We start from the raw sequence: 26,207 nt of genomic DNA, 5'->3' as shown, positions 1-26,207 counted from the left end.
ACAGATAAAAAAACTTTTCCTTAACCAATCTTATCTTAATATATCTATCTTTTATAATGCATTTATTATAACTTTTTGTTAATTTATATACAAGAAAACTTTTTAAAATTTCTCAAGATTTGAATAATAGACACAAATTAAAAGAAGAAGCTCTTTTTCAAATAAAGATTTGAAAGTTGAACTTCTTCTTTTTCAAAAAATTTTCCTATTCTTTTCCCTGCATCCTCTAATATTTCTTTGCTATAGCATTATCATTTCCGCGTTAAATTATTGAAAAAATTCTTCGTAAATTGCCTTTACCGCTTTTTTTACGACTGTTTCTTTCACGCCGAACATCATACTTACTTCTGATGATCCTTGGTTTATCATTTCAATATTTACTCCTGCTTCTGCAAGTGCTTTAGATGCACGGGCATTTGTACCAACATTATGACGCATGCCTTCTCCTACAAGCATGATAAGTGCTAAATCATGCTCTACCTTTATCTCATCTACATGTAATTCATCGGAGATTTTTGCTAATATTTCTTGTTCGCTTTTTCCAGTTAATTGATCCTGACGCAAAACAATTGTTAAATCATCAATCCCAGACGGCATGTGTTCATAAGAAATATGATACTCCTCTAATATGGATAGGACTTTTCTTGCAAAGCCAACTTCACGATTCATTAAGTATTTACTAATATAAATAGAACAAAATCCCTTATCATTAGCAATTCCAACTACCGGTCCATTTGTATTGCTTCTTGATGCAACAATTCTTGTTCCTGGTGCTGAAGGATTATTCGTGTTTCTTACTTGTACAGGAATTCCTGCACGGTAAGCCGGTATAAGTGCTTCCGCATGGAATACAGAAAATCCAGCATAAGACAATTCACGCATTTCCCGATAGGTTAACTCCTTTATTTCTTTTGGCTGTTTAACAATGGAAGGATTGACGGAGTATACTGCATCAACATCTGTGAAGTTTTCATATAAATCCGCCTTCACTCCATTTGCAAGAATCGCACCAGTTATATCGGAGCCGCTCCTTGAAAAAGTAACAACTTTTCCTGATTCGTTGTATCCAAAAAAGCCTGGGAAAACAATAATGTTCTTTTGTTCCCTTAAAGTGAATAGTCGATCATATGATTCAGCAAGCACCTGAGCGTTTCCAGGATGATCACTTACAATTAAGCCCGCTTCTTTCGGACTAACATAGATTGCATCTAATCCTCTATCTTTAAAAAAGTGTGCAACTAATTTTGCATTATTATCCTCGCCACTAGCTTTCATCGCTTCCATAAAAGCATCTTTATCAGCGGAATTATTTATTAGTTCTAATAAATCTCGTTTTATATTTGCTATGATATCACTGGAAAGATCCAATTCTTTGGCAATATTTGCATACCTGGCTAACACTTCCTCTAAATAAGGGGAAGGGCTATCCCCATTTATGACAGCTGTTGCGCATTGGATTAATAAATCTGTAACCTTCGTATCTTCTTCATATCTTTTTCCAGGTGCAGATACAACAACAATCCTTCTCTCCTTATCTGCTTTAACTATTTGCAATACTTTTTCCAATTGATTCCCCGTAGCTAATGAACTACCCCCAAATTTGACAACCTTCATTTCGACAACTCCCACTAATTGTTAAATAGTAATAATTTTCAAAATTATTCACTATCGCTATTATCACTATTTCACACTAAATAATCAAGTGCTATCCTTTCTAAAAATACATTTGTATACTCTAGAAAAACAAATGCATTTTAATTATTTTTCACAAGAATTCCAATAAAAAAGTACGAAAATCCTCCATTGGTAATTTCAGTTAATTATTCACTCCTTTGCAACTCTACAACCACTACATTACAGTCTTTTCTTGATAGATACCTCTTCTTCTTTTATTAAACATCGAACATCTGTTGGAAAAAAACATCCAAAATACTTTCTTTTATGTAAATTTTACGTTAAACTAATATTTAGTTAAGCGAAATTGTTTGTGCTGTTTTTTACAATCTCCTCGTCCTTCCTTTCGAATTCTCTTTCCATCCTAGATGGAGGAGGCCTTTAATGAAAAATTTTCTACTATATTAGAAAGAAGTGTTTTTACAAAATGGAAAACCAACAATATTCAAAACGCAATTTAGGAATCATGTGGTTTGCCAACTTTTTTATAAGTGCCTGTATGACCATGGTTCTCCCATTTTTATCGCTTTATATTGAATCCTTTGGTCAATATTCGCCAGAATTTGTTCAACATTGGTCAGGACTTTGTTTCTCTGTCACCTTTGTAGCAGCGTTTTTATTTTCGCCAATCTGGGGAAAAATTGGCGATAAGTTTGGCAGAAAAACAATTCTTATCATCTTGGCAATCGGGCTTGGTATATCGATATTTCTTATGAGTTTCGCTAATTCTGTATGGGAAGTTTTTATTCTTCGGTTCTTCACAGGATTTTTTACTGGCTTTATCCCAATGTCTCAAGCATTTATCTCCACTCAAACACCAAAAAAAGTTGCGGGAAAAGTGTTAGGAACATTACAAACAGGAAGTATTACAGGGGCATTGATTGGTCCATTGCTTGGAGGCGTCTTAGCAGATAGCTTCGGCTATGGAGCGACTTTCCGATTTACCTCACTTGCAATCTTTATTTCTGCCATTCTAGTATTTACGACGAAAGAATTTGTTCTCCCTGTTCAAAAGGGTACGAAAAGCAGTTATACAAGCAAAGAGGTATTAGCCCATATTCTTAAGAATCCTGTTTTCATCACCGTACTACTTATCTCGGCTTTTATTCAAATTGCCCATTTTAGCATCCAACCAATTCTTTCTCTATATGTCAGTGACTTGCACGGACCTGAGAACATTGCCTTTTTCGCTGGATTAGCTTTCTCAGCAGCAGGATTAGGTAACTTGCTAATGGCAAGGAAATGGGGAGAAATGGGAGATCGCTCAGGTCATCTGAAAGTACTTGTTATTCTCTTATTTATTGCTGGGATCATTTATTTTCCAGGGGGATTTGTTAATCAATACTGGCAATTACTTATTATCCGCTTTATTCTTGGTGTAGCGATTGGTGGAATGGTTCCAGTACGTATAGCTTATATTCGTCAAGAAGTACCAATTGCCATGCAAGGAGAAGTAATGGGGTATGAAACAAGTCTCCGTTTTCTCGGAAATATTATCGGCCCTGCTCTTGGTGGAATAATCGCTGGTAATTTTGGTTTCTCCATGGTATTCTTTTCAACCAGCTTTCTCTTATTAGCAAGCGGTATTTTTCTTTTTGCAATGATGCATCGACATCCTAAGTTATCGAAACAGTCGATTTCTTAACATCCCAATGTATAACTAGTAACATTGTTCTCCTTTATGATGTATAATTAAGGAAATGATTCACATCAAAAGGAGGAAACGCAATGGCTAAATCAGCGGCAAGAAAGAAACGGGAAAAAGCGTTAAGAGAAAGTGGATTTGATACAACGATGCGAAGAGGCTCCTGGGGATCCATCGTACCAATCACGAAAACAACAAAGACAAAACAGGAAAAATTAACACGAAAAGAAAAGAAATATAAACAAAACCATTCTTCTAGATATGATGAGAATGGTTTTTATTTTTGTGTTATTATTTAATACGCTTCTTTTCAGAATTCCAAACTACTGCAATAAATGGCAGTGATGGCTTTCATTCTAACTTTGCGTAAAATAACCACAAATTTTCACCCCTACTACTTCATCTATTAAGGCATTGCCTAAAATTTTTCTCCCTTATATAATAAATGTAATTACTAATTCGCAATAAAGGGGATTGACCGTGCAAAGTTTAAAATTAGAAAAACAAGAAGAACAACAAACACTCTCCTATTTGGATGGGGTGAAGGACTGTATTCCAACGTTACTAGGCTATATCAGCATTGGCCTAGCAATGGGCGTGGTAGGTGTATCGTCTGGATTATCTGTATTCCATGTTTTCTTTCTTGCCACATTTGTTTATGCAGGTGCCTCTCAATTTATTATCTGTGCAATGATTGCAGCTGCAAGTCCCATTAGTGCCATTATCCTTACTACATTCATTGTGAATTTGCGCCACTTGTTATTAAGCTCAGCATTAGCACCTAAATTCACACAATATTCCGTACTGAAAAATATCGGTATTGGAAGCCTTGTTACAGACGAGTCATTTGGAGTAGCTATTACGAAAATTGCTAGAAAAGAGCCTATTAATGATCGCTGGATGAATGGACTAAATCTTACTGCCTACCTTGTTTGGATTGGAGCATGTACAATCGGGGGATATATCGGTGGCTGGTTCCCAGATCCTGAACAATTTGGATTAGATTATGCTTTGCCCGCCATGTTTATTGCGTTATTAATCCTGCAATTGCAAACAATCAAACCTACTAAGCTGAAACACTATTTATTATTAATCACATTGATGATCATATGCATGCTTGTTTTCTCTACTTTTTTATCAAGCAGCTTAAGTGTCATTATATCAACAATCATTGTTGCTACAATTGGGGTGGTGACAGATAAATGATGAGTAACACTAGCTTTATTCTTTTATTAATTGGTTGTACACTTGTTACGTTTATTCCGAGAGTTATTCCATTTTTAGTAGCACGCAATTTCACCATTTCTGAACCAGTTGAAAAATGGCTTTCCTATCTCCCGGTATGTATATTTACTGGATTAATTGTAGAAAGTCTTTTAGAAACTAGCGGAAGTACTGGTATCCGTATTAATTGGGAAGCCCTTCTTGCGACTATCCCGACTATCATTGTTGCTTTTCTTAGCAAAAGCTTATTAACTACCGTATTATTCGGAGTGGTGTGTATGGCTATTGTGCGATTGAGTATGTAATTATTTTTGTTAAATGCCTCTTTTGCTTAAAGGGGGCATTTTATTTTAATGAAAACCAACTTCCCCTCTTCCTCCTGCTTTTTTGGCGTTCATCCTTCTCATAAAAGCCTCTCACTAACTAAAATGGCTATTTCTTCAAAATTAATCCAAAACTATACAAATCATTTTCCAAAACCATAAAAATTTACAAATTTATTGTACTTTCGTTTCCTTTCTATGAAGTTTATAATAAAATATTGGTTATATTATTGATATAATCATACTAAGATCGTTTGGATATTTTCGATATAAACGAGTTACTAGGCTCAACATTCAAAACTAAAAGTATTCATACATAAAAGAAAGGTGGCTATAATCTTGGAGATTGGCTCTAATTTTATAAAAAACATCATGAAAGAAGATTTAGAAACAGGTAAGCATGATACAGTTATCACTCGCTTTCCGCCAGAACCAAATGGCTATTTACATATTGGACATGCTAAGTCCATTTTTATTAATTTTGGGTTGGCAGATGAATTTGGCGGCAAAACAAACTTGCGCTTTGACGATACAAACCCTTTAAAAGAGGACATTGAATATGTTAACTCTATTAAAGAAGATGTAGAATGGCTTGGATATGAATGGGAAAATCTGCTCTTTGCTTCTGACTATTTTGAAGAAATGTACGAGCGTGCTGTTCTATTAATCAAAAAAGGGCTAGCTTATGTAGATGATTTATCTGCTGATGAGATTCGTGAATACCGTGGTACGTTAACAGAACCAGGGAAAGAAAGTCCTTATCGCACCCGTTCTGTGGAAGAAAATCTTCAATTATTTGAAGCAATGCGTAACGGAGAGTTTGGAAATGGTGAAAAGGTTCTTCGCGCAAAAATTGATATGGCTTCTCCTAATATTAACTTAAGAGATCCTGTTATTTATCGTATCGCCCATGCAACACATCATAATACTGGAGATAAATGGTGTATTTATCCAATGTATGCATTTGCTCATCCGTTAGAGGATGCGATTGAAGGTGTCACACACTCTCTTTGTACAACAGAGTTTGAAGACCAACGCCCTCTTTATGATTGGGTTGTTCGTGAATGTGAAATGGAAAGCACGCCTCAACAAATTGAATTTGGTCGTTTAAATATTACAAACACGGTAATGAGTAAACGGAAATTAAAACTCCTAGTAGACGAAAAATATGTGGATGGTTGGGACGATCCTCGTATGCCTACTATCTCTGGTTTAAGAAGAAAAGGTGTAACGCCAGAAGCAATCCGTAATTTCTGTATGGAATTAGGTATCTCAAAAGGATCTGGAGCAGTTGATTCTGCAATGCTTGATCATTTTGTTCGTGAAGATTTAAAATTAAAAGCTCCTCGTACAATGGGTGTCCTAAATCCTTTAAAAGTCGTCATCACGAACTACCCAGAAGGACAAATAGAAATGTTAGATGCGGAAAACAATCCAGAAAATCCAGAGATGGGAGTGAGACAAATTCCATTCTCTCGTGAAATTTATATTGAACAAGAAGACTTTATGGAGAATCCCCCGAAGAAGTACTTCCGCTTATTCCCAGGAAATGAAGTGCGATTAAAGCATGCTTACTTCATCAAATGTGAAGAAGTAATAAAAGATGAAGAGGGAAATGTAATGGAGCTTCACTGTACGTATGATAAAGAAACAAAAAGTGGGACTGGCTTTACTGGCAGAAAAGTAAAAGGAACATTGCATTGGGTGGAAGCAACGCAAGCTATCCCTGCTGAATTCCGCTTATTCGAACCACTTATTAGTGATGAAGAGGAGGAAATAGAAGAAGGAAAAACGTTCTTAGACTATGTAAATCCTAATTCTCTAGAAGTGATTCAAGGCTTTATTGAGCCAAATATGAAGGATGTTAAACCACAAGATAAATTTCAATTCTTCCGTCATGGCTATTTTAATGTGGACCCTAAATATACAACATCTGAAAAGCCTGTATTTAACCGCATTGTTTCCTTGAAAAGCTCATTTAAATTATAATATTTGCTAGAAATAAAGGGAGAAGAATAATCACTATTTCGATTAATCTTCTCCCTTTTTTCAATCACTTATATCCATGTCGTTGCAGGCTTAGTTGTATTAGCAAGCCAATCGTACTGCAGCAAACGTAATTCGAATAATTTCAATGGATCATGGAACATTTCCGGATTATTCTTTAAACGTTCTAGTAAATCTTTGTATTCCACTATGTCTTTTGATTTTTCTTCAGCAACCTGCTCTAATGTTACCTTTGGACTGATAAAGAACATCTTGATATCATTTTCCAATCCTTTTTCATAGAAATCAAAATGCTGTAAAACAGCTGCTGAAACAGATGAAACCACTTCAGAAAAGTCTTCCGTTTCGATATACTTTTGATATTTTGATTGGAGCATTTTTTTATTTTGTTGAATAGCTCCGAGTAGCTTCCCTGCACTCTTTAAAAATACTTGAGACGCATTAAAGCGATTGAAAATATTTAATGGATCGATTCGTAGCCCACTTGATAAGCGGCGTGCATCCCTTCTCCAATCTTCAATGATTGTAAAGTCACAGATAAGTTCCAAAGGATGCTCTTTATATATGCCATTAAATCCTTCACAAAGCTCTTGAAGAAATTGCTGCCCTTGCTCTAATTGTTTATGGGAAGAGTGAATCCATTCCTCTATACTTCGATGAACGCGCGGTGATAACGTTTCGTTTATATAGTGATTTATACGTTTATTCATCTCTTCATTAAGAGCAACATGCATCTTAGTAAAATCACTATCTTCTTTTACAAAATCCTTACAGCCTTTTAAAATAGCTGGAATATCTTTCTTCATTGCTTCTTGCGTTTCTGTTTTGATTTCTTCAAATTGTTTTGTAATTGATTCAATTTTTGACGTTTCCATATCCATAAGCTGATTTTTTGCACCAGTAAGCTTACTTACCATTTCCTCATACAATTCTAGTGATCCCTTTAAACTATTTTCCATATCTAGTCGCTTATCTAATAGATTTGTAATTAAATCTTGAATGATGGAAATGCAGCTTTGTAGACGTTCTTCCTTCATGTTTCTTCCTTCAAAATGCTGTTGATAGTAGAGACTGACCTCATCTAATTGCATTTTTCTATCCTCTTGCTTAGAATAGATAAATATTTTGCTATCTGGGAAATAATGCTGAATAGCAGCTGTTGCCTTTTGCAATCGTTTTGTTGCCACTTTCTCATTTTCCGCATCATCCATATAAATTAAGAATTGAACAGTTAAGAACGATGACTTTTCCTTCCATTGCTTTAATCGCTCATATTCATTATAAGAAAAAACAGAGTGTTCATTTATAACAAATAAGAGACTGTCTGCCAGCATGGCATAATCTGCATAAGATTCTTTTTCAACAAAAGGAGCAGTAGTAACAGTCCATCTATTTTGATTTAAAAAGTGAGAAGGTGTATCTAACTGAAACACTCTCGGATTCACAGAATCTGATTGTTGCATCAAAAGCTCTTTATAAAAATTGGTTAGTGTATCAATTGGACGTAATCCAGCGTTCGTTACTTCCTTAATCTCAAGATAATCATTATCTTTTACTGTTAGAATCGCGCTTGCTTCTTCCGCCAGAACAGTTTCCCCTACAAGCTCATTAATATAAGCATTCACACCACTTCCATGTGATCCTACCATCAATAATTGATAATGATCAGATGGAAGGTAATCCTGCACTTTTTGGGTAAATTTCTTATCTAGTGGAATATCATGTTTATCTGCCCAATCTATAATAGATTCAAATAAATTCATAAATTGTTGGAACGAAACATTCGCTTCCGGTGCTTCATTAATGACCATTTCAGCTTTTGATACAACGGAATATTCAATAGAATGTTTAAACATTTCATTCCAAGCTAAAACAGCAGATGCTGCAACTACAACATGTCTTCCAGCAGAAGATAAGAAATAATTGGATAAAAGTGCTGGAACGATTTCTTGTACTTCTTTAATAGGATAGCTACCACTAATTAAATGAGCATATGCTTTTTCTAATATAAGCGTCAGTCCCTCTTCAGCTTCACTTGGTGCTGGCTCATAGACTGTATTAAACACAGTTACCCATGTTAAATAATGTGCGCTATCTTCATAGTTTTTCCATAATGATATCGCCAATCTCTCAAAAGTAGCAGTATCTAATTCTTGAAGACTTTTCAAGTTTTCCATAAAATAAGATGGCTCAAACTGATTGATTACACCAAGGTTGCTATAATGAATCAGCGCTTCATACCATTTTAATGCATCTGTTCTTTTCCCTTCATTAACAGCAAGCTGGATTGCTTTTTCCCAATTTTGCTGTTCTTCATAATACGATTTAGCAACAGTTGTTATATTGGCATAATCAGGATTAGTTGCGACAAGATTATTGATAATCTCTAACGCCATTTCATGATTTTCTTTTTGAAAATATAAAGAAAATAGCTGCATCGAAATTTCTGTCTTTAAAAGATCAGAATCGGTAACAATTGATTTATAAAAGCTTTCTGCAGTTGAATATTCCTCTAATTCCAAATAGGCATCTGCAAGGTTCTTTTGCGCCCATGGTTCTAATTCATTACTAATATTCTCCCATTTAAAAATAGCCGCTTCATAATCATGGTATTGAAAATATAATTCCCCTTGCGCAAAGCGGATAGAAGTTAAATCAGGAACATTTTTTCTTTGTTCAGCAATATATAATTGTCCTAAGACTTCAATTGGTGATTCGTCTCTATCTTTTAAGTATCCTTCATAATACGTTTTTTCGATTAGTTTTTTTTCTAATGTCATAACTTCCCCCTGCCATCCATTTAGAGTGTCTTCCTCTTTTTAAAATACTATCTTTATGCAAAAATCTTTCTAATTATGTCTTAGTAGGCTATCCTTCATTGTAGCAAACTAGATTATTTCATGGATTTCTAATTTGAATCAATCTCTTTACAATATAATAACAGTTAGGTAATCCTACCTGTTTTTCCTACTTAACTGAAGTCTCTATCATAAGATTGCAGAATGTTCGCTCTTTTATCACACTATTATATTTAGATTACTTATTATTATTCTCTTCCTCTAGTGCCAATCGTACCTTTCTTTCCTGCTTTATCTATCCAGAAAAAAAGTTCCTTGTATCTTTTGACCTACTTAAAAATCTTTCTCTAGTTGATTTGATATAAAAAGAAAATGATCATCCCTTGAATTTGGAGACCATTTTCTTTTTTCACTTACGGAGTTGTGCCAGTATTTGCATCAGGAAGGATAATGTCACCAAATCCATTATCTTCTCCACTTCCGCCAGGAGTAGAATAAACCGTAACAGACGTAGACACCGCTTCACTAGAACCTACTTCATTTGTGGCAGTTACTGAGATCATATACGTTTGTCCAGGCTGTGGCCTCTTCAATGTGGCTTGTTGCTCTGACGTCGTTGCTAAGGTTTGAGGGATTCCATTAACCGTAAAGGAAACAATGTATTGGTTATTTTCACCTTCGCTACTAGGTTGCCAATGAATCAAAATGCTATTTGATGCTTGATCATAGGTTGCTTGGAGATTGCTTGGACTGTTTGGTGCTTTGGCTTGTTCCTCCACTGTGATGGCAGTGGAAGCTACATCACTTTTTACTCCTTCTACACTTGCCACAACCGTAAAGACATATTCTTCGCCTTTATGAGGATTCGGAAGAATGACCTTTTTATCCTTTGTAGACGTTAAGTTTGTTGTTTTTCCATCTACTGTATAAGTAACTTCAAAGCTTGTTTCAAAACCGCTAATCGAAGAGTGGTTCCATGCTAATTCAATTTGATTTGCTTCTTCCTCATAAATGGCGCCAAAATCGGTTGGTGTCACTGGTTTCGGCGGTTGTGGTTTCTCTCCACCCTTTACGTAATACTCCATTCCCGATTTCCCAACACTTTCAGGCTGCTTAAATCGCTCTTGACTTGTTGCTGCCTTCGACATAATGGCTTTGAAAACGAGTAGGGAAAGATCGTCTGTTGTGCTATTTAAATAATCACTCGAAGAAGTCGTTTTATCATACCCAGTCCATACGGCTCCAGTATATTGTGGAGTATACCCCACAAACCATGCATCCCTTACAGCATTATTTGGGAGGCTGTATTTCGTAACGGTTTTTTCATCAAAGTTCGTCGTTCCGGTTTTTCCAGCAAGGTCTATATTAGCGATATTCGCCTTAGCCCCAGTACCTGAATGGACGACTGACCTTAGCATATCGGTCACTAAGAAAGCTGTATAATCTGCCATTACTTTTTTCTCAGTCGGTGCTAATTTCTCAACACGCCCATTTGAATAGACAATTTTTGTTATAGTATGGGGTTCTATATAGTAACCAGCATTACCAAAGGCAGAGTATGCACCGGCCATCACAAGTGGAGAAGCCGCATCAATCCCACCAATGGAGTTTGCTTCATTTCCTTTTTGTTCATCTGAAATTGGGAAACCTAGACTTCTAGCAAATTCAGTTGCAGCTTCTGCACCAACTTCTTGAAATGTTTTTAATGCTGGAATATTGCGTGACCAAACAAGGTGGTCTCTAATTGTCTTACTCCCTGCATAGGTACGATTTGCGTTTCGAATCGGAGTCCCATCACTGTAATGATATTTTTCATCTTTTATCTTATGGGCTGTTGACCAGTTCAATTTTTCAATGGCAGGACCATAGTCAAGAATCGGTTTAATTGTCGAACCTGGCTGACGTTTCATCATAATGGCATAATTATAAGAATTAGTTTGAAAATTTCTCCCACCACCAATTGCTTTAATTTCTCCAGTTTGTGTATCGGTAATTACAACAGCTGTTTGCAGCTTTTCATTTTCTGGGAAGCTGACATAATCATTGGTGGACAGCACATCTTCTGTCAATTGTTGTATGTCAGAATCGATGGTTGTATAAATTTCTAATCCATCTTCGAAAATATTCGCATTTGTTTTGTCTTGTACCTCCTTTAACACGGTATTTACAAAGGCCTCATATTTATTTGCTTTCGGTTTCTGTATGTTTATCGTCTCTTCAATAGGGGTACTTTGTGCTTCTATCATTTCTGATTTGGAAATATAATGATGTCTATTCATATAGTTAAGAACCATATTTCTTCGTTCTTCTGCACGTTCTAAGTTGTCTTCAACGATTGGCATGTATCGATTCGGACTTTGTGGAATTCCTGCTAAAAGCGCAGCTTGTTCAAGTGTTAATTGGTTTAATTCATCCACATTTAGACCAAAGAAACGCTCCGATGCTTTTGCTACTCCATAAATATCGCAACCGTATAAGTTTTTGTTGAAATACATTTCCAGTATTTGCTCTTTAGTAAAGCGACGTTCTAGTTGAATTGCTAAGTACCATTCCTGGATTTTTCTTGTTGGTGTTTGTTCAATCGATAAAAAAGAATTTTTTACTAGCTGCTGTGTTATGGTACTTCCTCCACCACTTTCTAACGATCTTGTCGTAATTACTTTAAAAATCGCAACCATTGTTCGTTTTACATCAATTCCGTGATGCTTGTAGAAACGAGAATCCTCGGTTGCTAAAACAGCATCCTTTAATACCTCTGGAATTTGTTCTATACCGATATCATCACGTTTTTCTGTCCCTACCTCGGCGATGACTGTTTTTCCATCACTAGCAAATAAGCTAGACGATAAAGGGTCTTTTAATAATGTTTCGTCAAACTTTGGAGCATCTTTGATAATCAAAATAATTGCACCAACTCCAACCAAAAAGAGTACAACTCCAACGATAAGGCTAAAATATAAGAGTTTTTTCCAGAATCTTCTCTTTGGTTTCTGATTCTTTGATAAACGTTGTTCTTCTTGTAATTTTTTTCTTCGCTCAACGCGAGAATGATTATTTTCAGTCATTCGAGTAGCTGCTAATAAAATATAAACATTCCATTTTGTCTATATTCACTTTCTTAATAGCAGATTTTTCACCTCATTTTCGATTTTGTATGATCTAGTAGAGAAAATAGACACAGCTTTAAATAATATGTTTCTGTTTTAGTGTTATAGATTTTCACTTTAAAAATTCGTTTGAAAAATATGTTTTTTGATTTACAAATCATAGCATCCAATCATTTTTGACAAAATGGTAGAACTGCTAGATTTATGATAATTCTTTTATAAGAGTAAAAATAGGAGGGAATCCATATCTTTTAAATGTCTAACTGGGGAGCTATTTGAGGTTAAAGGGACTTATTTTTCCTAATTTATCAAGAAAGCACTTTGTGATTTAAAATCCGATGTATATAATCAACGAGAATCCAAAGAGGGCACTGAAAAAGTCTAGTTCTCCAAATTAATGAGGTTTTATTTATTTGAAAGCAAATAATAAGTTGGTTTGGAGAGGTGTCCGCTCGACTCCTACGGGAGATGCGAGAAAGTCCGAGACCCTGCAGGAGCGTGAGCTGTGAAGCGGCTCGGCGCTCGCCCCGGTGAGTCGTGCGGTAAGCCTCGGAAAACAAAAGCCTACACTAAGTTAGAATGGTTTGGTAACTACCGATTCACCAGGTAATTCACTTTTTCAGTGGCCTCAATCCAAAATGGTGGGGGCTTACTTGATGTAAGCAAAGAAAGAAATCAATTCTAATATAGATAAAAAAAATTAACGTGGTCTAAACCGCCCCTCACAAAAAAAGGAGACAAACGCTCTTGCGTTTGTCTCCTTTTTTGACTCTTCATTATTTTTTCTTCTCATCCTCTTTTTCAATTTTCTCTACAGGAGAATGTCCCATCCAATCTTCTTGTTTCATCCGTTTTTTTCGTCTTCTTTGTGATACAACTATGACAAGAATAATAAGAACGATTAAAAGGAGAGGAACTCCAAAAGCTCCATAAAGAATATTAAAAAGACCACTAAAAAATTCTGACATGGTGAACCTCCTTGTAAATGCCGTTTCCCAACTTCCCATCGTACTTTCCACTATCTATATATACCTTTCCCATTTCACTCTTTTCTAAACAGAATTTTTAGTTCAACAGCCTTACATGAAAAAATCTCCTTAAATAAATTAAGGAGACACTAGGTAAACATTATATTTTATCCGGAGAAATTCTGTAAATCTGAAATGAGCAATATGTAAAGTTTATTTCTTTTCAGGAAGCTTTTCCAAGTAATCGATTGCCTCTTCCAATGTGCTTACTGGCACGATTTTTATATCTGTGTAGCCTTCTTCCTCCACTTGCTCTTTAATTTCCTTTTCATTGGTATCATCTTCTGTTATATCTTTTGGATAAAAGAATATATCTACATCTGCTTTATGGGCAGCAACTATTTTGTGCTGGATTCCACCAATTTGTCCTACATTTCCCTCTGCATCCATTGTGCCAGTACCAGCAATTTTGTAACCCTTTGTTAAATCCTCTTCCACAATTTGATTATAAACTTCTAAAGAAAACATTAATCCAGCTGAAGGGCCGCCAATATTTTCACTATTAATCGCAACATTGATCGAAGGATTTATTGTCATATTATCTTCAGGTGCAATGCCAATTCCGACTTGTCCTGTTTTTTTATCTAATACAATGACTTCAACGGATGCTTCTTTCTTTTCTTTCCCATGTATAAATTCAAGCTGGACAGTGTCGCCTGCTTGCTTGTCTTTTAAATACGCAATTAATTCATCACTTTTCGTAAATTCTTGGCCATCTACCTTTTGAATAATATCTCCAACTTCTATAATTGACTTTGCTTTGGAATTTTCTAATACTTGTGCAACGAAAATGCCATTATAGTCAAATTGAACTTTTTTTCCTGCTTCATGGAGGCTAGCAATAATCGCATTTTGCTTAGAAGTATCCATCATATGAAGCAATAGCTTATTATACTCTTCGTCACTAAGATTCCCTTTTACCTCTTCCTCTTTTCGTATTTCCGTATGAGGAGCGACTAATCCGTATAAATAAATATATGGATTATTTGCCTTTATCGAATAAACAGTTGTTAAATTGAGGCTTCCTTTTTCTGACTTAGTTCCATCTTCTACCGTCACTTTTGGCGCAAGTGCTTCAATGGAGCCTGGCTGGTTTAAATAATAGGGGGTTGGGATGAATAAGAGAATGATGAGTACCCCAAAAAGTATGGTTAACCACTTTCTTGAAAAGATGCTTTTTCTTGATTTATTCATATTTACATACTCCTTAGGATAATAATTTGCTTCTATAAATATATTTACATACATTAAATGAAAAAAGAATGAATTTCAGCTATTTATTCCATTAAAAAATGGATTTTCTATTTGATTCAATTGTTTTTCTTAATAAAAGGACACCCTTTTCGATTTCCTCTAAAGTTAGTCCACCATATCCCATCACAATTCTTTCCCTGTGTTTCCCTTTTACTAAGCTATATTGTTCAATGGGGTATACCTTCACTCCTGATTGTTCCATTTTATGTATGAATGTTGGACAAAAATCTACTCCTGGTATCTCTACAACTAAATGCATGCCTGCTGATTTACCTATAATGGTTGCGCCTTGAAAATTTTGTTGAATGGCTGAAACCAATCGTTCTCTTTTTTCTTTATAGATTTTTTTCATTTTGCGTACATGTCGATCTAAATATCCTTCCCTGATAAACTGGGCTAATACTAATTGTTCTAGTGAGGATGTATGTCTATCTGAAAACCATTTAATTTGCTCAAAGGAATCGACCAATTCCTCTGGTAAAATAACATATCCAATCCGCAGTCCTGGGGAAAGTATTTTGCTAAAAGTACCCACATAAATCACATGGTTAGGTGCTATACCTTGAATGGACGGTACAGGCGCCCCTTCATAAGTGAATTCACTGTCATAATCATCTTCCACAATATAGCAATTCATCCTTTTCGCATATTCTATTAGCTGAAGTCTTCTTTGAATAGATAGGATTCCACCTAACGGAAATTGATGGGAAGGAATTACAAAAACAAAGCTTGGTGATTGTTCTGGCAAACTATTTGGGTTAATTCCATTTTCGTCTACGGGAACAGGAAAAATCTTCGCATTACCAAATGTAAAAATATTCCTCATTTCATCTGTTACCGGGTCCTCAACTGCAATTCTTTTATTATCTTTTCCAAGCATTTCCGTAATAAGCTTCAACCCTTGAGTAGCACCAGATGTAATGAAAATTTGCTCTGCCCTGCATTGTACCCCTCTTACTCTTTTTAAATAGTCAACAAGTGCTTCCTTCAACTCCTTCATCCCTGCAGCTTCTCCATATCCAAAGACGGATTCCGATGAATGTAGACAAATCTCCTTCGTTATTTGAGCCCATTTCTTCCTAGGAAAATAATCTATTGCTGGATTGCCAGCTTTAAAATCAATATATGTATTTTTTTCATCCTCCGCTTTTTTGGGAGTGTCTTTCCTCTTCGGTCTCTCAACAAACGAAAGGGAGGTCCCCAGTGCTACAAAGGTTCCTGCCTTTGGTCTAACCTCCAAATATCCTTCTGCAATTAAACGCTCATACGCTTCTAGAACAATATTTCGGGAAACTCCAATAGTGCCTGCCAATTCTCTCGAAGAAGGTAATTTCTCTCCTTCTTTTAATTGTTTTTCTAATATGCCATTACGAACCTGATCATAAATTTGCTGGGTTAGAGAGATAGATTGAGATCGGTCAATCGTAATAAAAATCATAGGAATTTCCTCCAATAAAGACTAAACTGGTACTATAAAAGTATATATTTTCTGGCTCTATCCTATACCAGTATACCATGATATCATGAAAAAAATGGTCGAAAGGAGTTTTACTATGAAAACGATTGGACTTATTGGTGGTTTGAGCTGGGAATCAACGGCAGATTATTATCGATATATGAATACATTGGTAAAGGAAGAAATGGGAGGATTACACTCATCCAAATGCCTTCTTTATTCTTTTGATTTTGAAGAAATTGTTGCACTGCAAAAAGCTGGTCACTGGGAAAAGGCAACGGAATTAATGGTACACGCTGCAAAAACATTGGAAGCAGGGGGCGCTGATGTTGTTTTAATCTGTACAAATACGATGCACAAGATGGCAAAAGAAGTACAAGCAGCCATATCTATTCCTTTGCTTCATATTGCAGACGCTACAGGAAGCACTGTAAAAGAAGCTGATTTGAAAAAAGTTGGCTTATTAGGAACCATGTTTACAATGGAGCATTCTTTTTATAAAGAGGCACTATTAGAGCAAGAAATAGAAACGATTGTGCCCGAGAAAGAAGATAGAGAAGTTGTCCATCGGATCATATTTGATGAATTATGCAAAGGAATTATTCTTCCTGAATCAAAGGAAATATATTTGCGCATTATCGACAAACTGCTAGCTCAAGGTGCAGAAGGTATTATATTAGGATGTACAGAAATACCGTTACTTATTAAACAAGAAGATAGCTCTATTCCATTATTTGATACTACCTTTTTACATGCTAAAGCCGCTGTTTCCTACGCGCTCAGTAAAGAATTCGCTTTAAAATAAAGCTTAGTAAAGTCCTTTCTTTCCTCACTCGAAACGAACCAAAAAAATACCATGTCTTATTAACGAGGCCACTGAAAAAGTGAATTACCTAGTGAATCGGTAGTTACCAAACCATTCTAACTTAGTGTAGGTTTTTGTTTTCGGAGGCTTACCGCTCGCTTTCCACGGGGCGAGCGCCGAGCCGCTTCGTCGCTACGCTCCTGCAGGGTCTCGGACTTTCTCGCATCTCCCGTAGGAGTAGAGCGGACGCCTCTCCAAACCAACTTATTATTCGCTTTCAAATAAATAAAACCTCATTTAATTTGGAGAACTAGACTTTTTCAGTGGCCTCCTTATTAACTAGGGTACCTTTATCCTAGTTTTTTTTACATTTTCTCTAAACGGCTGTAAAACAAACTTAACGTCCTTCCATGATAATAAAGCGAATCAATCATTTGGAGGGAAACAATTTGAACACTAAATCATGGAAAAAAAAGTTATTACCAATCGCCGTAATCTCCTCTTTATCCGTTGCTGGGATAGCAACAGCACTCTTTGGAACAGAGACAGAAGCAAAAAATAACGGAAGCAGTAATGGCAAGCCTAAAAACATTATCTTCCTTATAGGAGATGGAATGGGTGTTTCTTACACTTCTGCGTATCGCTATTTAAAAGATAATCCAGAGACAAAAATAGCAGAAAATACATATTTCGATCCCTACTTGGTTGGTCAGCAAATGACATATCCAGAAGATCCTGCACAAAATGTGACGGATTCTGCATCTGCAGCAACTGCTATGTCAGCTGGTATCAAAACATATAATAATGCCATTGCAGTTGACAATGACGAAACGGAAGTGAAAACTGTCTTGGAAGCTGCAAAGGAAAAGGGAAAATCTACTGGTCTTGTTGCAACATCTGAAATTACACATGCGACGCCAGCTGCTTTTGGATCCCATGATATAAGCCGCAAAAATATGAATGCAATAGCCGATGACTATTTCGATGAAATGATAAATGGAAAGCATAAAGTCGATGTTCTATTAGGCGGCGGAACAGATCTATTTGTTCGTCAGGACAGAGATTTAACGACGGAATTCAAAAAAGCTGGCTACAATTATGTCACCAATCGCGATGATTTACTGAAAAATAAAGATACCCAGCTACTTGGACTATTTGCTGAAGCAGGCATGCCAAAAATGATAGATCGAGACAAAGAAACTCCTTCCTTAGAGGAAATGACGAAAACTGCAATTGAAAGCTTAAATAAAAATAAAAAGGGCTTTTTCCTGATGGTAGAAGGCAGCCAAATTGACTGGGCTGGACATGATAATGATATTGTCGCTGCAATGAGTGAGATGGAAGATTTCGAAAAAGCGTATAAGGCAGCAATCGACTTTGCCAAAAAGGATAAAAACACATTAGTGGTAGCTACTGCTGACCATTCTACAGGAGGATTCTCGATTGCAGCAAACGGCGATTACAACTGGTACGGAGAGCCAATCAAAGCAGCAACAAAGACACCTGACTTTATGGCAGAATTGATTACCAATGGCGCATCTGTTGAATCTACTTTGAAAAAGTATATCAATCTATCCCTAAAGTCAGAAGAAGTTCAATCCGTTCAGAAAGCAGCTGAAACAAAAGATTTAACTAGTATTGACAATGCGATTGAAGATATCTTCAATAAACGGACCAACACGGGATGGACTACAGGTGGTCATACTGGAGAAGACGTTCCTGTTTATGCATATGGACCTTCTAGCAATCTTTTTGCTGGACAAAAGGACAATACAGATCATGCTAAAGTTATTTTTGACCTACTGCAGGCAAAAGTAAAAATCACGGACAATTAAAAAAGGCTATTTTCGTAATGTTTGTTGCTATCGCCCGCAGCCGGAATATCATCTTGCTGATAGGCGGTGGAGATTTCCATCTCTTAAAATTCAGAGATTCTGAAAAAAAATAGGCTTCTCTTCGGCTTCTATTTGAAGGGAAGCTTTTCAATTGGGAGGATTCAACCTTGAAACGCTTTTTTATGTATTCATTTGCCTTTCTCTTATTAGCTGGGTGCAACAGCAATAAAGAGACTGAAGTAATTACCATTCAGGAAGTAGAGAAAAAAGAAACAAGCATGCAAAATGTTCCTGTTATTCCTGTTTCAACAGATGCATATATTCAAAACCCACAAGTTATTGATGATACTTCTCTAATAGCTGTAGGCGATTTCTACCGGGATAGGAAAGGCGAAGCAACATTAAAAGCCCTTGATGAAGAACCGAAGAGCATTCAGATTGATTCGATAAAACTGACAGTCAAAGATGCCAAGATAATCGATTATCGACCTGCATATAGCTTAATTGACTTCTATCATACCTATACACATGATGAGCAATTCATTTTCGTTAAGTTTTTCGTGGAAATCGTAAATCAATCGAACAAACAAAAGAAATTCTCTCCAATTGCTTTTATTCAGACGAATACAGATGAAATGATCACTTGGGAGAAGGATATTTATTTAGAAGAGCTCAATGGGGTGTTAAATCCAGGCGAACGAAAGAATGGTAATATAGGTTTCATTATAGAAAATTCCCCTATCAATGAAATTCAGTTAAGTACAAGTGATGTTTATAATGAACAAGAAAAGCTACTAAATAAGGCTAAAACACTAGATTTCCATTTTGAATAATAATAATAACATAGATTAATTACTTCTAAATCGATGAAAGAGAACAAGTACGTCAGGTAACCTTTTTACAGCGAGCTTGCGCTTGTGTGAGCCAGCAAGGTAATCTTGACGTATATTTTCCTACTAGCATACAATATCATAATGATTAGAACCTCAATGATGTCCACTCCATTATCCTGCGTGATAGTCGTTATATTTCATACAATAGGAATTTAGCGATAAACTACTCGTCCCTTTCACTAATTCATTTTTACGAAAATAGCCTTTAATCAATTATTTTTGGAAATGAACATCTTGTTCAATTGCTTTAGAAAGCGTGGAAGCAATCGAAATATCTTCAAATGATAATCCTAGTTGGATTGCAGTTGTAGCAATTTCTGGTCGAATACCCGATAGCGTCGTTTTGACCCCAATTAAGCTTAGCCCATTAATAAGTTGAAAGATTTGATGAGCAACCATGGTATCAATAATAATTACACCAGATAGGTCAATAAATAACTGAGATACCTTTTTTTCTGCACATTGTTTGATTGTGTTTTCCAATATTGCAGCAGCACGGGCAGTATCGATATCTCCAACAAGGGGCAAGAGTGCTCTTGTTTTACTCAAGGAAATAACTGGAGAACTTAGCTCATTAATCATTTCTTGCTGTGCTTCAAGCTGTCGGTTCGAATAATGATGATGCTCCTCTGTATATTTTAAAATTATCTTATCTAGAACTTTCATAACAGAATGATTCCATCCAATTACCCGCTTATGACTAACATCATGTTCTGTGGCATATTCTTCAATTAGCTGAAAATATTGTTCTCTCGTACGAATAAATTCACGAATAATAAAATGGATTGGCGTATCTAAATGTGCTTGATCTGTTGCAATTTCAAAAATCCATTCCTCTATATCTTCAAGAAATAGTTGCTTTTCCTTAATAAAAAGGCCAGCAAGTCTGTAATGAAAATCATTATTTTGTTTTTTCATGATTTCAATTACATGTGGGTCAGATGTTGCATAGACACCTTTCGGATCATTTTTTGTTAGATCGTTATACCACTCTTCTGTTAATCTATCTGTATTATCGATAAAATATTGGTAAACTCCTTCATTATAGTGCAACTACTTCCCCACCTCTAAAATTTGTTACTTTTAAACACGCCTAGAATTTTCATATTCTTTAATTAAAAGTTTAATAAGATTAGGGGAAATATGCAATTTTTTTATTTTTTAAGCAGTAACCAAACGAATCATATTTCCCGAAGGATCATATGTGTATAAATTATCCTTATCCTTTGTGAGAGTTGCTCCAAGCTCTGTCAATCTTTGTGTCAATTCTTCAAGCTTTTCCTCACTAGGTATCTGTAAATCATAATAAGCTAAACCAACATGATTTTTCTTTGGAACAGGTGCACCAATACCGTTCCAGACATTTAAACCGATGTGATGATGATAGCGGCCAGTGGAAAGAAAAAATGCCTGAGATCCATATTTTTGAACGACATCAAAGCCCAATCCTTTTACATAAAAATCAACTGTTTCTTCTAATTCTGCAACATGTAAGTGAATATGACCAAGAATAGTTCCATCAGGAAGACCATTCCATTTGCTATTACTAGAAGCTGCAAGCACTCCTTTTGTGTCCATATAGGCAGTATCCATTCTTACAAGGTTTCCATCCCATTGCCAATCTGCTGGATTTTTATCGCAATATATTTCAATTCCGTTTCCATCCGGATCAGCTAAATAGATTGCTTCACTGACATAATGATCAGAGGCACCTTGTAATGGATATCCTGTTTCTAGCAAATGCTTAAATACATTTCCAAGATGCTCTCTGGAAGGGACTAATATTGCTAAATGATAAAGTCCTGTTGTCCGCATTTTCTTGGGCTCGACTTGATCTAATTCCTCGATAAATAAAAATGCTTCCCCTGTTCCTGCACGTAATGCTGCTTGTTTCTTCTCTTTGCTTGCAATCGAAAGACCAATCACATTTTGGTAAAATAATAGTGACTCTTCTAAATCAGCTACCTTTAACTTGACACTATTTGCATAAATATTTGGGTTTCCGTGAAATGTCATTTCTTTCTCCTCCTAACCATCTTCCTCACTTACTTTATGTAAGTAATTTTATTTTAATAATTAACGATTGTAAAGTAATCTAATTACATTTCATAATATTTTTACTTAAAATAATATTTATTGTATAATTATTGGAAGGGGGGATATTAAAATGAACCAAATGACAATTTGTCCAAGGTTTGAAAAAGCAATGAGTATTTTAAGCCAACGTTGGACTGGTTTAATTATTTATCAGCTATTGAACGGTCCTCAACGTTTCTGTACTATGGAATCCTCCATTGGAATAAGCGGAAGACTTTTATCGGAGAGATTAAAGGATTTAGAGCAAGCTGGAATTGTAGCAAGAGAGGTATATCCTGAAACTCCTGTTAGAATTGAATATTCTTTAACAGAAAAAGGGCGTTCATTAGAGCCAATTATGAAAGAAATTGAAAATTGGTCCCATTCTTGGCTAGAAGTGTAAACCTAATATAAGGATATCTCTGCAAAACCTTAATGGTTTCATGCGAAGATATCCTATTTATCTATAGCATTTTAATCCTCATCTTTAATGTCTAAATCTTCTGGAATCGGCTCACTCCATACTTCTTCCACAAACTTTTTATATTTCTCTACTTGCTTAAAATGTGTATTAAATTGCTCTCTGTTGATAAGATAATCGGTTCCATCAAAAATTGCTCTAATTTGATTTTGTAAAATCAGATTTTTCACCTTTATTTCTGATACAGCAAGCAATTCGGCAGTTTCCTTCACTGATAAATACATTGATCCACCTCTTTTTTATTCAATAGCCTTTTTTCTTTACACGGATTCCATTTAAAATTAACTCTTTCTTTATATTGTCTTCATTAATCAACTGTATAGTTAAGTTATCGGTACAATCAAAGGAGGATGCATAAATGAGTTTCGTACTAAACAGCCTATTTTTAGTAATGATCTTTTGTTGTTTCTCTTTCATATTTTATCAGTCTTTCTTCGCAAAAACTAGAAAAGTAACTGCTCCACGTTCAACATCTATTCCATTAGAAAAGCTTTCCTGTGATAGTGAAAAGACAGGAGTATTCTCTAAAGATATCAAACTTTACGCAGAATAGCTCTCCCACATAAGAGAATGAATTCATCCTGCAAAATCCTAGTTACAAAATAAAGATACTTTTGCAAAAAGAAAGATCATCCTTTCTTTTACATCGATACGGATGATCTTGATTCCTCTTATTGCTGGATAGCTGTTTCACCCTTTTGAAAATGGAATAGCCACTCTTCCAAGGCAAAGACAGTCATTGGCCTCGCATAATAATACCCTTGTATAATTGGCCATTCATTTATAGAAGCTAAATAGTTAATCTGTTCTTCTCTTTCTACCCCTTCTATTACAATGCTTAAATGCAAGGAACTTCCGAGAGCTATAATCGCTTTAATAATTTCTCCGTCTTTTTGCGATTCTGGAACCCCATCAATAAAGGATTTATCAATTTTCAAGGTGTTGACGGGAATTCTTTTCAAATAAGACAAAGAGGAAACCCCTGTTCCGAAATCATCCAGTGTTACGGTAAAGCCAACATTTCTAAAAGCCTGAACAGTTTGAATTGCCCCTTCAATATTACCAACTGCACTTGTTTCTGTTATTTCTAACTCAATCAAATGGGGCATTAACTTGTATTTCTCTACACTAGTGGTTAAGCTTGTCATTAGCCTTGGTGAGGTTACATAGGAGCCAGGTATATTAATAGCTACAGGTATATATCTATCTTGCTGTTGCCAGACATCAATTTGCTTAGATACCTCTTCAATAATCCAGTCTGTGACATCATACATTTTATCAGATGCTTCTAAAATTGGGATAAACACACCTGGCGACAACTCTCCATATAAAGGGTGCTTCCATCTTAATAAAGCTTCTAATCCAGCGACTTCCGTTGACTTTAGAAATACTTTTGGCTGATAAACTAAATATAGATGTTTTTCCAATAGGGCATCCTCTATCTCATTCACAAGATGATTAGCAAAAGTCTGTTTATGTTTTTCTGGATCATACAGGATGATTTCATTATCAAATCGAATGGAATAATGTGTTAAAACAGCGACAGCATTTTCATATAGCAGCTTGGAAGATGCTTTTTTCTCATTGACTGATAATGCAATTGCTGTCTCAACTTTGATGATTCGATCATCAATAGTCACCGGACTAGATAAAATAGCAGTTAATTGATTCAATTCCACCATTAATTTATCTAAGGCTTCATTAGTCGTACTGACAATCGCGAAACGATTTCCCTCTATTCGGAACAATTCTACATTCGTTTGTATTAGTTTCGTACATAATTCTTCGATATAACCTATAATTTTATCTCCAAAGTAATAACCATACTTGCCATTCCATTTATTTAAGTCATGGATATGAAGGATTGCCAGACCACTAAAATAAGTGGAGGATTCGATCAACTTTTCGAACTGTCTTCGGTTTGGAAGCTTTGTTAATGCATCAAAGTAATTTAAGCGATAATCAACATAGCGATCCAATAGGCTAGACAAAATAGAAAATAATAAAATAACAAAGATACCGATTGTTACACCAATAATAATTGCTTTTATACTAACATGGTGTGAGTGCGTATGGGTAAGTTCCATTTCTGTATCTACATAATATCGAATGGCATACATCCCTGTATAATGCATACTTGATATCGCTCCACCCATCAAAAGGGAGGTAACAATTTTCACAATAAAGTTATTCATATATTTTTGTAGCTTCATAAAGATAAACAACGAAAAAAAAGAAGCTATTATAGCGATGAAAATAGATAAAATAAAATAGCCTAAATGGTAGGCATAATCAGCCTCTGACTTCATTGCTTTCATTCCAATATAATGCATGCTACTTATACCAATCCCCATAAAGATTCCAGCAAAAGCAATCCATTTACTAGAATTCTTTGCCTTACTAGATATACTGAAAGCCAAAAATGTAGCTAATATAGCTGGCACTAAGGAAAGAATCGTTAATGGTATATTGAAAGTCATATCAATCGGAAGCTTAGCCGCGCTCATCCCAATAAAATGCATAGACCAAATCCCGAAACCCATCGTAATCGCCGCTAAACCTAACCATATATAGCGATGAAAAAAACTATGATAAACGATTCGTTCATTCATAGAAAGGGACGTATATGAAGCTAAACATGCAATAAATACAGATAAAGCAATGATAGGAACTGAATATTCAACCTGTATATAGGTTACTTGATCGACACTTGGTAATGTAAAAATAGTAATTTCCCCTCTATAAATACGTCTATGAGGGATATCATTCTTGAATTAGCAGCTGTTCCCATTTACGTATTTTACAATTTTAAAACGACTTTTATCCTAAGTCTTTTTACTTATATACTTGAATATAAAGGATAAATCTATTTTAGACAATGGTTTCATTTTGGTATTATATCCCATGGAAAACATAAACAAATATAAAAAATGTTAACCCATGCTATAAATTTTTTCTACCAATACATAGATTTATATATTATAAACTTGTCCTTATCCTTTTTATTCCCTACTTTTACCTCCACCTCTTTTTCAAAAAATGGATGACTCTCCATAAAAAATTGATATTCATCTGAGGGGTAATAGAGAATCACTTTCACCAGGCGACTGTTTTCTTCTAGCGAATACATTATATTGCTGACAATCTTTTGAAAGAGTGGCAGAGAAAAAGGATTAAAGAAATAAAAATAATTATCTTGTGGCTGTATTGAATAATCCTCTGCTTTCCCTAACAGAAAGCGTATCTTCTCTTTCCTACTCTTCCTGTTTTTTGAATAGTGTTCTAAATTTACTAAAGCATCTTGATAATATTCTTCGTTCATTTCTATTCCAGTTACAGTAGATTGAAATAAATGATGAATAAAAAAGTTCAATCGACCTTTCCCACATCCAAAATCGACTATATGATCAGTCTCATAAAGGGGAAATTCTTGAAACAGCTGTTCTAAATGCTCGTATGGAGTAGGTTCATACCGATGATAATGGGATGATTTATTGAATCCTAATTGCATTTTTTCGGTTTCGATATGTAGTAATTTATCGTAGTTCACTTGAAACACCTTTCTTTTTTATTTCTGAATACCTCCGAGTAGATCAAAGTA

General features: G+C 35.4%; 21 protein-coding genes. 10 read left to right on the top strand and 11 right to left on the bottom strand.

The window, feature by feature from the left end; genetic code table 11:
- Positions 1–267: 267 nt before the first annotated feature.
- Positions 268–1,614, bottom strand: a complete 1,347-nt coding sequence (locus tag ACTQ5K_RS01615) for an aspartate kinase (protein ID WP_031539540.1) — start codon at positions 1,612–1,614, stop codon at positions 268–270.
- A gap of 487 nt (positions 1,615–2,101) precedes the next feature.
- Here ACTQ5K_RS01615 and ACTQ5K_RS01610 point away from each other — a divergent pair, with 487 nt between their 5' ends.
- The 5 genes from ACTQ5K_RS01610 to ACTQ5K_RS01590 all read left to right on the top strand — a co-directional run bounded on the left by ACTQ5K_RS01610 (position 2,102) and on the right by ACTQ5K_RS01590 (position 6,855).
- Positions 2,102–3,319 (top strand): MFS transporter, encoded by a 1,218-nt coding sequence (locus tag ACTQ5K_RS01610; RefSeq protein WP_031539538.1) that lies wholly within the window; start codon positions 2,102–2,104, stop codon positions 3,317–3,319.
- Positions 3,320–3,402: 83 nt separating this feature from the next.
- Positions 3,403–3,618 (top strand): hypothetical protein, encoded by a 216-nt coding sequence (locus ACTQ5K_RS01605; RefSeq protein WP_048719012.1) that lies wholly within the window; start codon positions 3,403–3,405, stop codon positions 3,616–3,618.
- A 181-nt stretch (positions 3,619–3,799) separates the two neighbouring features.
- Positions 3,800–4,525 (top strand): AzlC family ABC transporter permease, encoded by a 726-nt coding sequence (locus ACTQ5K_RS01600; protein ID WP_031539532.1) that lies wholly within the window; start codon positions 3,800–3,802, stop codon positions 4,523–4,525.
- Positions 4,522–4,848, top strand: coding sequence for an AzlD domain-containing protein (locus ACTQ5K_RS01595; protein ID WP_031539531.1), 327 nt, complete (start codon positions 4,522–4,524; stop codon positions 4,846–4,848). Before ACTQ5K_RS01600 ends, ACTQ5K_RS01595 begins: the two co-directional genes overlap by 4 nt.
- 357 nt (positions 4,849–5,205) lie before the next feature.
- Complete coding sequence (locus ACTQ5K_RS01590) at positions 5,206–6,855, top strand: glutamine--tRNA ligase/YqeY domain fusion protein (protein ID WP_048719018.1); 1,650 nt, start codon at positions 5,206–5,208, stop codon at positions 6,853–6,855.
- 68 nt (positions 6,856–6,923) lie between these two features.
- Here ACTQ5K_RS01590 and ACTQ5K_RS01585 read toward each other — a convergent pair whose 3' ends face one another.
- The 5 genes from ACTQ5K_RS01585 to pdxR all read right to left on the bottom strand — a co-directional run bounded on the left by ACTQ5K_RS01585 (position 6,924) and on the right by pdxR (position 16,498).
- Positions 6,924–9,653, bottom strand: coding sequence for a tetratricopeptide repeat protein (locus ACTQ5K_RS01585; RefSeq protein ID WP_035416695.1), 2,730 nt, complete (start codon positions 9,651–9,653; stop codon positions 6,924–6,926).
- 431 nt (positions 9,654–10,084) lie between these two features.
- Entirely contained in the window at positions 10,085–12,736 is a 2,652-nt protein-coding gene (locus ACTQ5K_RS01580) for a PBP1A family penicillin-binding protein (protein ID WP_053094386.1), read from the bottom strand.
- A gap of 818 nt (positions 12,737–13,554) precedes the next feature.
- A complete protein-coding gene (locus ACTQ5K_RS01575; RefSeq protein ID WP_031540242.1) occupies positions 13,555–13,746 on the bottom strand; it encodes a hypothetical protein in 192 nt (63 codons plus the stop codon).
- Between the two features lie 213 nt (positions 13,747–13,959).
- Positions 13,960–15,000, bottom strand: a complete 1,041-nt coding sequence (locus ACTQ5K_RS01570; RefSeq protein WP_048716468.1) for a SepM family pheromone-processing serine protease — start codon at positions 14,998–15,000, stop codon at positions 13,960–13,962.
- A 91-nt stretch (positions 15,001–15,091) separates the two neighbouring features.
- Entirely contained in the window at positions 15,092–16,498 is a 1,407-nt protein-coding gene (gene pdxR / locus ACTQ5K_RS01565; RefSeq protein ID WP_031540244.1) for a MocR-like pyridoxine biosynthesis transcription factor PdxR, read from the bottom strand.
- A gap of 115 nt (positions 16,499–16,613) precedes the next feature.
- Here pdxR and ACTQ5K_RS01560 point away from each other — a divergent pair, with 115 nt between their 5' ends.
- The 3 genes from ACTQ5K_RS01560 (at position 16,614) to ACTQ5K_RS01550 (ending at position 19,989) form a co-directional block, all read left to right on the top strand.
- The gene (locus ACTQ5K_RS01560) at positions 16,614–17,321 is read left to right on the top strand and encodes an aspartate/glutamate racemase family protein (RefSeq protein ID WP_251627737.1); all 708 of its coding nucleotides are present in this window, start codon (positions 16,614–16,616) and stop codon (positions 17,319–17,321) included.
- Positions 17,322–17,770: 449 nt separating this feature from the next.
- On the top strand, positions 17,771–19,156 hold the full coding sequence (locus tag ACTQ5K_RS01555; protein ID WP_031537162.1) for an alkaline phosphatase: 1,386 nt from the start codon (positions 17,771–17,773) through the stop codon (positions 19,154–19,156).
- Positions 19,157–19,323: 167 nt separating this feature from the next.
- Positions 19,324–19,989, top strand: coding sequence for a hypothetical protein (locus ACTQ5K_RS01550; RefSeq protein WP_235248996.1), 666 nt, complete (start codon positions 19,324–19,326; stop codon positions 19,987–19,989).
- 273 nt (positions 19,990–20,262) lie between these two features.
- On the opposite strand, the gene ACTQ5K_RS01545 is transcribed toward ACTQ5K_RS01550, so the two are convergent.
- The gene (locus tag ACTQ5K_RS01545; protein WP_251627738.1) at positions 20,263–21,102 is read right to left on the bottom strand and encodes an STAS domain-containing protein; all 840 of its coding nucleotides are present in this window, start codon (positions 21,100–21,102) and stop codon (positions 20,263–20,265) included.
- Between the two features lie 108 nt (positions 21,103–21,210).
- A complete protein-coding gene (locus ACTQ5K_RS01540; RefSeq protein ID WP_441993345.1) occupies positions 21,211–22,065 on the bottom strand; it encodes a VOC family protein in 855 nt (284 codons plus the stop codon).
- A gap of 151 nt (positions 22,066–22,216) precedes the next feature.
- Here ACTQ5K_RS01540 and ACTQ5K_RS01535 point away from each other — a divergent pair, with 151 nt between their 5' ends.
- Entirely contained in the window at positions 22,217–22,528 is a 312-nt protein-coding gene (locus ACTQ5K_RS01535; protein WP_235249011.1) for a winged helix-turn-helix transcriptional regulator, read from the top strand.
- A 71-nt stretch (positions 22,529–22,599) separates the two neighbouring features.
- On the opposite strand, the gene ACTQ5K_RS01530 is transcribed toward ACTQ5K_RS01535, so the two are convergent.
- Positions 22,600–22,830, bottom strand: coding sequence for an excisionase family DNA-binding protein (locus ACTQ5K_RS01530; protein ID WP_235249024.1), 231 nt, complete (start codon positions 22,828–22,830; stop codon positions 22,600–22,602).
- 134 nt (positions 22,831–22,964) lie between these two features.
- Between ACTQ5K_RS01530 and ACTQ5K_RS01525 the strand changes: the two genes are divergently transcribed.
- Positions 22,965–23,159 (top strand): hypothetical protein, encoded by a 195-nt coding sequence (locus ACTQ5K_RS01525; protein ID WP_235249026.1) that lies wholly within the window; start codon positions 22,965–22,967, stop codon positions 23,157–23,159.
- Between the two features lie 118 nt (positions 23,160–23,277).
- Here the strand turns inward: ACTQ5K_RS01525 and ACTQ5K_RS01520 are convergent, their stop codons facing one another.
- Together ACTQ5K_RS01520 and ACTQ5K_RS01515 are read right to left on the bottom strand one after the other, a co-directional pair.
- Complete coding sequence (locus tag ACTQ5K_RS01520) at positions 23,278–25,218, bottom strand: bifunctional diguanylate cyclase/phosphodiesterase (RefSeq protein WP_441993342.1); 1,941 nt, start codon at positions 25,216–25,218, stop codon at positions 23,278–23,280.
- Positions 25,219–25,562: 344 nt separating this feature from the next.
- Positions 25,563–26,117: a methyltransferase gene (locus tag ACTQ5K_RS01515; protein WP_441993470.1), complete on the bottom strand. Its 555-nt coding sequence runs from the start codon at positions 26,115–26,117 to the stop codon at positions 25,563–25,565.
- Between the last annotated feature and the right edge of the window lie 90 nt (positions 26,118–26,207).

It is taken from the genome of Niallia sp. Sow4_A1, assembly GCF_052116745.1.
GTDB lineage: Bacteria > Bacillota > Bacilli > Bacillales > Cytobacillaceae > Niallia > Niallia hominis.
The sequence above is the reverse complement of the archived record's forward strand: the minus strand, read 5'-3'. Positions and strand labels throughout refer to the sequence as shown.